At 51.4% G+C, this 7,874-nt stretch carries 8 protein-coding genes; 2 read left to right on the top strand and 6 right to left on the bottom strand.

All coding sequences use genetic code 11. The features are described from left to right. The 5 genes from AQ981_RS25060 to AQ981_RS25040 all read right to left on the bottom strand — a co-directional run. Positions 1-1,104: aldehyde dehydrogenase family protein (locus AQ981_RS25060; RefSeq protein ID WP_121500741.1), on the bottom strand; the 1,104-nt coding region annotated here is incomplete at its 3' end. A gap of 54 nt (positions 1,105-1,158) precedes the next feature. Further along, positions 1,159-2,157, bottom strand: coding sequence for a transketolase family protein (locus tag AQ981_RS25055; protein WP_058914479.1), 999 nt, complete (start codon positions 2,155-2,157; stop codon positions 1,159-1,161). After that, entirely contained in the window at positions 2,154-3,002 is an 849-nt protein-coding gene (locus AQ981_RS25050) for a transketolase (RefSeq protein WP_058914478.1), read from the bottom strand. Before AQ981_RS25050 ends, AQ981_RS25055 begins: the two co-directional genes overlap by 4 nt. Positions 3,003-3,016: 14 nt before the next feature. Then, the gene (locus tag AQ981_RS25045; RefSeq protein WP_058914477.1) at positions 3,017-3,766 is read right to left on the bottom strand and encodes an SDR family NAD(P)-dependent oxidoreductase; all 750 of its coding nucleotides are present in this window, start codon (positions 3,764-3,766) and stop codon (positions 3,017-3,019) included. 55 nt (positions 3,767-3,821) lie between these two features. Beyond that, positions 3,822-5,153 (bottom strand): MFS transporter, encoded by a 1,332-nt coding sequence (locus tag AQ981_RS25040; protein ID WP_058914476.1) that lies wholly within the window; start codon positions 5,151-5,153, stop codon positions 3,822-3,824. A gap of 292 nt (positions 5,154-5,445) precedes the next feature. Here AQ981_RS25040 and AQ981_RS25035 point away from each other — a divergent pair, with 292 nt between their 5' ends. Continuing rightward, a complete protein-coding gene (locus AQ981_RS25035; RefSeq protein WP_058914480.1) occupies positions 5,446-6,366 on the top strand; it encodes a LysR substrate-binding domain-containing protein in 921 nt (306 codons plus the stop codon). A 234-nt stretch (positions 6,367-6,600) separates the two neighbouring features. Then, positions 6,601-6,957: a hypothetical protein gene (locus AQ981_RS25030; protein ID WP_058914475.1), complete on the top strand. Its 357-nt coding sequence runs from the start codon at positions 6,601-6,603 to the stop codon at positions 6,955-6,957. 85 nt (positions 6,958-7,042) lie between these two features. Here the strand turns inward: AQ981_RS25030 and AQ981_RS27925 are convergent. Then, a partial coding sequence (locus AQ981_RS27925) for a hypothetical protein (protein WP_161969194.1) occupies positions 7,043-7,874 on the bottom strand: 832 nt, incomplete at its 5' end.

Genomic DNA, 7,874 nt, shown 5'->3' with positions numbered 1-7,874 from the left:
GGTATGGCCGATACCGCCCATGGCCACCAGTTTTTCGGCTTTATCCACCGCGTCTGCAAAATCTTTCGCGCGGTACAGCGCCAGGGTCGGGGAAAGTTTTTCGTGAGCGAACGGTTCACTTTCATCGGTATTTTTCACCTCGCCGATCAGAACCTTTGTTCCCGGCGGTACGGAGATGCCCGCCATTTCGGCAATTTTCCCCGCAGTCTGCCCCACAATTGCCGCATTCAGCGCGCCGTTTTTCAGAATCAGCGCCGACACCGCTTTAAGCTCTTTACCCCGCAGTAAATATCCGCCGTGGCTGGCGAACCTCTTCCGGGTAGCCTCATAAACCGCATCCACCACCACCACCGACTGTTCAGATGCGCAGATCACCCCGTTGTCAAAAGTCTTGGACATCAGGATCGAGGCGACCGCGCGTTTGATATCGGCGGTTTCGTCGATAACCACCGGGGTATTGCCCGCGCCGACACCGATCGCCGGTTTACCGGAGCTGTATGCCGCTTTCACCATCCCCGGGCCGCCGGTGGCGAGAATCAAGTTAATGTCGGGATGGTGCATCAGCGCGTTGGACAGTTCAGCGGAAGGTTGACTGATCCAGCCGATAAGATCTTTCGGCGCGCCTGCTGCGATAGCCGCCTGCAGAACGATATCCGCGGCTTTATTGGTGGCGTCTTTGGCGCGCGGGTGTGGAGAGAAGATGATGGCGTTACGGGTCTTCAGGCTAATCAACGCCTTAAAGATCGCCGTGGAGGTCGGGTTAGTGGTCGGCACGATACCGCAGATGATACCGATCGGTTCAGCGATGGTTATTGTCCCGAAGGCGTCGTCTTCAGACAGCACGCCGCAGGTTTTTTCATCTTTATAGGCGTTGTAGATATATTCAGAAGCGAAGTGGTTTTTAATCACTTTATCTTCAATGATACCCATGCCGGTTTCGGCTACCGCCATTTTAGCCAGCGGGATTCGGGCATCCGCAGCGGCCAGAGCGGCGGCGCGAAATATTTTATCAACGTGCTGTTGAGTGAAGCGGGCATATTCACGCTGGGCCTTTTTGACGCGCGCCACCAGCACGTTTAATTCATCAATAGAATTAATCGACATGGAAACCTCAAACAGGGAAAAAAACGCCGCCGCTGAGCAGGGCGGCGAAAAGATTCAGCCAAGGCGGCGTTTAATTTTTTCGACCATCATGGCGGTGGAAATACCATAACGGTCATGGAGCGTCGGCAGCGCGCCGGCCAGCAGGAACTCGTCAGGCAGCCCGACAGTATCTAATTCACAGCGCACGCCTTTACGCATTAACAGTGCCGCGACGGCTTCGCCCAGACCACCGATACAGGTATGGTTTTCTGCGGTGACCACCAGGCGGCCCGGCTTCGATGCCTGCGCCACAATGGTCTCCTCATCCAGCGGCTTGATGGTCGGAACATGCAATACCGCCGCGCTGATGTTATCGGCGCGCAGTTTTTCCACGGCCTCCAGCGCCCGCATGGTCATCAAACCGGAAGAAATAATCAGCACATCGTTGCCCTCTTCCAGCAACTTCGCTTTCCCCAGTTCGAACTGATAATCATATTTATCCAGCACCAGCGGCACCTTACCGCGCAGCAGACGCATATAAACCGGACCGTGATGATCGGCAATCGCCGGCACCGCTTGTTCTATCTCCAGGGCATCGCAGGGATCGACAATCGTCATCCCGGGGATACCGCGCATTATCGCCAAATCTTCCGTCGCCTGGTGGCTCGGGCCGTAACCGGTGGTCAGCCCCGGCAGCGCAGCGCAGATTTTGACGTTCAGGTGCTCTTCGGCAATCACCTGGTGAATAAAATCGTAGGCCCGGCGCGTGGCAAAAACCGCATAGGTCGTGGCAAACGGGATAAATCCCTCTTTCGCCATCCCGCCGGCGGCCCCCATCAGCAGTTGTTCCGCCATACCCATCTGGAAAAAACGTTCCGGATAGGCCTGGGCAAAAATGTGCATATCCGTATACTTCGACAGGTCGGCGGTCATGCCAACAATTTCCGAACGCTCCGCCGCCAGTTTCGATAACGCGACGCCAAAGGGAGCAGCGACGGTCGCCTGACCTTCATCGGCGATAGAGGCAATCATCGCCGAGGTTTTTAAACGAGGTTTCTGGGTTGTCTGGCTCATGACTGCACTCCTTCGGGTTTCCGGGCATCCAGCACCGCGATGGCTTTTTGCCATTCGTCAGCATCGACGCGAATAAAATGGTTCTTATCGCGGGTTTCAAGGAACGGAACGCCTTTGCCCATCAGGGTATCGCACAGAATCACCCGCGGCTGGGTACCGCGATAACTTTTCGCGTTATCAAATGCCTCAATGACCGCCTGTAAATCGTTACCGTCCACACGCTGGACATACCAGCCGAAAGCCGCCCATTTTTCGTGCAGCGGTTCGAAACCGAGGATCTTGCGCGAATCCCCATCAGCCTGCTGTTTATTAACGTCGACGATATTGATCAGATTGGTTAATCCATAATGCGCCGCCGACATCGCCGCTTCCCAGGTTGAGCCTTCATCCAGTTCTCCGTCTGACATCGAGTTATACACCCACGCCGGGGTCTGTTTTTGTTTCAACCCCAGCGCCATCCCGACGGCAATAGACAAACCCTGCCCCAGCGATCCGCCGGACATTTCCATCGCCGGTGTATAAGTCGCCATACCCGACATCGGCAGACGGCTGTCGTCGGAACCGTAAGTCTCCAGCTCATCCTCAGGAATAATTCCCGCCTCAAGCAGGGCCGCATAGTAGGCAATGGCATAGTGACCATGGGAAAGCAGGAAACGATCGCGGCCTTCCCACTCCGGCTCCTCCGGGCGGTAGGTCATGGCGTGGCTGAATGCAGTCGCCAGTACATCGGCATAACCCAACGCCTGGCCAATATAGCCCTGCCCCTGAACTTCCCCCATACGCAGGGCATAGCGGCGGATACGCCACGCTGCTGCCCCAACTTTCTGTAATACATTGGTACTCATCACACAGCCCTCGCTTAATGGATCAACATGCCGCCGTTAACGTCCAGGGTGATCCCGGTGGAGTAAGAGGAAAGGTCGCTGCCCAGAAATAGCGCCGCACGCGCAATATCGATTGCATCGCCGAGACGATTCATCGGAATACCGGCGAGAATACTGGCGGTCATTTCGTCGGTCAGTTTACCGGCGGTGATATCGGTCTGAATTAACCCGGGGGTGATACAGTTGACGCGCACATTGTCCGGACCGAGTTCACGCGCCATCGCCCGCGCCAGCCCGAGAACCCCGGCTTTTGCGGCGCTATAGTGCGGGCCGCCGAAAATACCGCCGCCGCGCTGAGCGGAAACAGAAGAAATACAGACAATGCTGCCTGATTTCCGGGCGCGCATAAGTGGGATCACCGCCTGCGACATCAGCAAGGTTCCGCGCAGGCTCACATCCAGTACCGCGTCGTAATTTTCGCGCTTAATATCCATCAGCTTAAGCGGTTGGGTAATACCCGCGTTATTCACCAGGATGTCGACACGACCATATTTGGCCGCCACTTGCTCTACCGCCGCCTGTACCTGCGCCTCATCAGCGACATTCGCCGCCAGACCGAGATGTTCATCTCCGAGTAATTTGGCCGCCGCTTTGCTGGCGTCATTATTCAGGTCGATAATGGCAACTTTAGCGCCATTTTCCGCAAACAATTTTGCCGTAGCAAAACCCAGCCCGCGCGAGGACGCAGCGCCAGTAATAATGGCAACTTTATCTTTTAACAACATAACAGACTCCATTTATTAACAGGATAATCAGGAAATACGCTTATATAAAATATAACTAGCGAGGTTCATCAATAATCATAATGGATAGCAGACCAATGGCTGCGCAGATCCCAAAATAAGTAAACACGGTATTAAAGCTACCCGTCTGGTCTAATAAAAACCCGGCCAGCATCGGGGAAACAAAACCGCCAAGATTGCCGCCAGTATTAATTACCGAGGCCGTAATGGGATATATTTTACTGTCTGACGCCGCCATACCATAGGCGGTAAAAGCTGGCCATCCGATATTAAGACACAGCCCGACAAAAAATAATCCAATACACACAGCCAGGGTACTTTGTGGAATATTCAGCATAATCACCATCATCAGAATGGTACTGATAGCGGTGAAAATCATGGTGGGTTTTCTGCGCCGGCCAAGTAGCTTGTCAGAAACATAACCGCCGAAAATCGCGCCGATAAAACCGCCGATACAGGGCATACTGGCCACCAGCCCCATGCTCATGAAATCGAAGCCCTTCTCTTTGACCAGATAGAGGGGGATCCACGTCAACAGCCCATACAGCACGCTGACCATCATAAAATAGGCCAGGCAATCGCCAAGAATATTTCTTGAGGTAAATAAGCCTTTGACGGTGGTAATTGGCGCCAGATCCCGCACCCGGATAAGCTTATCAAGCGCGCTAAACTTACTGTCCAGAACGATGTTATTTCTTTTAGCGTCGCCTTCCGCGGCATCAGAATTGATATATTCCAGCTCTTCCCGGGAAACAAATTTACATTCCGCGGGCTTCGACTTCACCAATAGATACCAGACCAGGGCGATAACGATCCCGGGAATGGCAAATGAGAAGAAAACCCAGCGCCATCCCCAGGTGACCGCAATCCAAACCGCCAGCGGCGGCACCAGTATCGGGGCAAACATGGTTGAAGCAATATAGACGCCGGTGGCGGTTGCCTTCTCTTTGGCTGGGAACCAGTTATTTATTGTCGACGCAAGCCCTACCGGACATGGCCCTTCCGTTAAACCCAGTCCCAGGCGGATGAATTTCAGGCCGAGCACCGATGAGGCTGTGCCCATCAGCCAGGTAAATGCTGAGAAACCAAATATCGAAAGCGATACCAGAGCGCGGGTCCCCTTTTTGGCGATTAAAAAACCTGCCGGGATCTGGCTCAGGGCATAACCCAGGAAAAACATACTGGCAATCGCGCCGGCTTCAAAGTTATTAATATGAAACTCTTCAATAATAAACGGCAATACTGCGCCAATATTCGTGCGATCGGCATAATTCAGCGCATAAACGATGAAAATAAGTGTTAACACCACAAATCGATAATTGGTCTTTTTCGCAGTCGGGTAAGGTACGGTTTGTTCTATACGTGACATTATTTAAACCTCTATGTATGAACAACTTTATATATAAATACACTTTCGTTTAATACCCACTCACTATAACCCGCCAGAATTTGATTTGAATTCAAAAAAATTCATTTCATGCTGAAAGAAATTTAATACACTATCGCCATCACACCAGAAGTGTGATAAATATCACCATTCAGTGGTGTTCACGGGTTATCTGGTTATTTTCGTGTTGGCTGTCACACTTTTCAACCTGGCAGGGAAATAGCCTGCCGATTTCTTTATCATGCACAAAAGTCTCTGGTGTAAGGCCGGCAACATGCACAACGATTTTATTAAGAAATTACCTTTGCCCTCATTAAAAAATCTGCAGGCCTTTGTTGAAGTCGCCAGCGCCGGGAGTATTAATACGGCCGCAACGCACCTCAACATCACGCCTTCCGCCGTCAGCCATCAGATTGCGGCGCTGGAAGATTTTTTAGGCAGAAAATTATTCATTCGCAATGGCAAAGGGGTCACTCTGACACAGCCGGGTGAAGAGTATCTGCACCAGATTTCCGGCGCGCTGAATATCATAGGCAGAGTCTCTGACAAGATGATCAACGAACCGCACAGTGAAGTGCTGCGGGTACATTCAGCGCCTTCATTCGGGATTCTATGGCTAATCCGCAAATTGGGTAACTTCAGAAAACGCCACCCGGAGATCCTGATCAATCTCACCTGCTCTTATGAAAACCTGCAGTTTTCCCGGGATAATATAGATATCGATATTCGCCACGGTATCGCCGCCTGGGATGGTTACAGAGTACTGACGATAAAAAATGAAAGATTACAGGTGATGGCCTCCCCGCGATACCTGGCTGAACATCCGCTTTCCGGGCCTGAAGAGATTATCAATCATAATCTTATCCACTCATCTTCGACTCTGGCCAACTGGGAAAGATGGTTCTCTTACCACAAAATTAATACCAACAGGCATGGATATAACCTCAGTTTTGACCGTTCTTATATGAGCTTTGAAGCGGCCAAAATGGGGCTGGGCATCATCCTGGAAAGCTCCATGCTCGGTACCGAGTTGATTAATCAGGGTATTCTTAAATCAGTTTTCGCGGAACAATATACCTATCCCATTAACGCCCACCATCTGGTAATGCCGCACATTAATGAACGAACGCATAAAGTCAGAATATTTATTGACTGGATGCGCGAGGAATTACTCAGTGAAGGTTATGAGCTGTAGCCCGCAAAACCCGCCTTAAGTCATCTCTTAATCCCGCGAATCAGCGGCAGCGCGTGATAAAAAACCGTGAAAATCCCCGGCATACCTTCCTTATAAAATGGCGATGATTTTATTTAAATTCTGGAGAACTCCCAACACCATGATTCATTTACAGTTAATTCCTAAAGCCATTAATTATTGGCTATGCCATGCTGATTAACGCTCACACACTCACTAACGTTTGATGAGGACATGATGAAAAAAACAATGATGGCATTCTCCGCACTTCTGCTGGCCGCTCCTGTATTTGCCGCAACCACACACGCCACAGACGAAACCGTCGCCGCCGCTCATGAAAGAGCCAATACCGCTCAGGAAAAGCTCCATGAAGCGCAGAACCAGGGCGAAGAACTGAAACTGAAATCTCAACACGCCGCTGAAGATAAAAGCGACAGCGTAAGCAGTAAGGTCAGCGAAGGCTCGCAAAAAGCCTGGCATAAAACCAAAGAAGGCACAGAGAAAGGCTGGAATGCCACAAAAGAAGGGGCCGAGAAAGGCTGGAATAAAACCAAAGAAGGCGCCGCAACGCTGGAAAAAAAAGTCACTGAATAACTGACAGGCCCGACTTCCTTTAAATAATACCTGCAAGCCCGTGGTCACTGTACTCACGGGCTTTTTCTGTCTGTCCGGCAGTAAGTTAATAGTAATTGACCGCCAGTATCCCGACATTTTGCCCGCCAAGCGTGCCGGTAACACCCGGAGTTCCGTTCAGAGTAACCTTCACATCCATGGGATTGATATCAGATGTCGAGACCCTGTTGCTCTGCAAAGACTGCTCAACGCCATTGATAAGCACCGTCACTGTTGCGCTGACCCCGAGCCCCAAATCGATAGTATCGCGCCCGGCGCTGGAGACATTTTGCAGATACAGGTTGTAGCTCACACCGGCTTTATTGCAGGTCATCACGGCCGGTTTTGTTATTGACTGACCGTCCACATCCTCCGGTGCCATCGTACCAAAATTATAGTCCAGGGAAGCTGTACTCATACCACACCAGTCAGGATCCGGCGGCGGTTCCGGTACACTTATCCCCCCAGCCCCGCAAACCGGGTACGATACCGTTCCGGGAAACACCGGCGCAAACACCCCAAGCACGGGCACGGGCATCCCAAATACAATGCAGGAATTAGTGGCACTGGTTGGTATATCCACTTTCTCACTACCTGCATAATTAAATTTGTTCATAAAGCGCGGACCATACACAGAGTGATTGCAATGTGACGCACTAACAGTACAGTTATCACCACCTCCTCCAGGCAGCGGAGCGGAACGATTAATCGTCTTGATCGGTTTCCAGTTTCCTCCATTGATATAATGGCCGCTGTATTGATAGTTCGTGATCAAATACAACCCCCACTCACCATCGGTCCCGGATGCTGATACCCAGTACTGTGCAATAGCATCAATCATCCAGTTAACAATATAAGTATTACCCGTATCATGCTGTACCGAATTAACCACCGGGCAA

Origin of the sequence: Entomohabitans teleogrylli, from assembly GCF_001484765.1 — a bacterium.
Lineage (GTDB): Bacteria > Pseudomonadota > Gammaproteobacteria > Enterobacterales > Enterobacteriaceae > Entomohabitans > Entomohabitans teleogrylli.
The sequence above is the reverse complement of the archived record's forward strand: the minus strand, read 5'-3'. Positions and strand labels throughout refer to the sequence as shown.

Excerpts from the sequence above, each read along its gene's own strand:
- AQ981_RS25055 (WP_058914479.1), bottom strand. The coding sequence starts at position 2,157 with ATGAGCCAGACAACCCAGAAACCTCGTTTAAAAACCTCGGCGATGATT.
- AQ981_RS25050 (WP_058914478.1), bottom strand. The coding sequence starts at position 3,002 with ATGAGTACCAATGTATTACAGAAAGTTGGGGCAGCAGCGTGGCGTATC.
- AQ981_RS25045 (WP_058914477.1), bottom strand. The coding sequence starts at position 3,766 with ATGTTGTTAAAAGATAAAGTTGCCATTATTACTGGCGCTGCGTCCTCG.
- AQ981_RS25040 (WP_058914476.1), bottom strand. The coding sequence starts at position 5,153 with ATGTCACGTATAGAACAAACCGTACCTTACCCGACTGCGAAAAAGACC.
- AQ981_RS25035 (WP_058914480.1), top strand. The coding sequence starts at position 5,446 with ATGCACAACGATTTTATTAAGAAATTACCTTTGCCCTCATTAAAAAAT.
- AQ981_RS25030 (WP_058914475.1), top strand. The coding sequence starts at position 6,601 with ATGAAAAAAACAATGATGGCATTCTCCGCACTTCTGCTGGCCGCTCCT.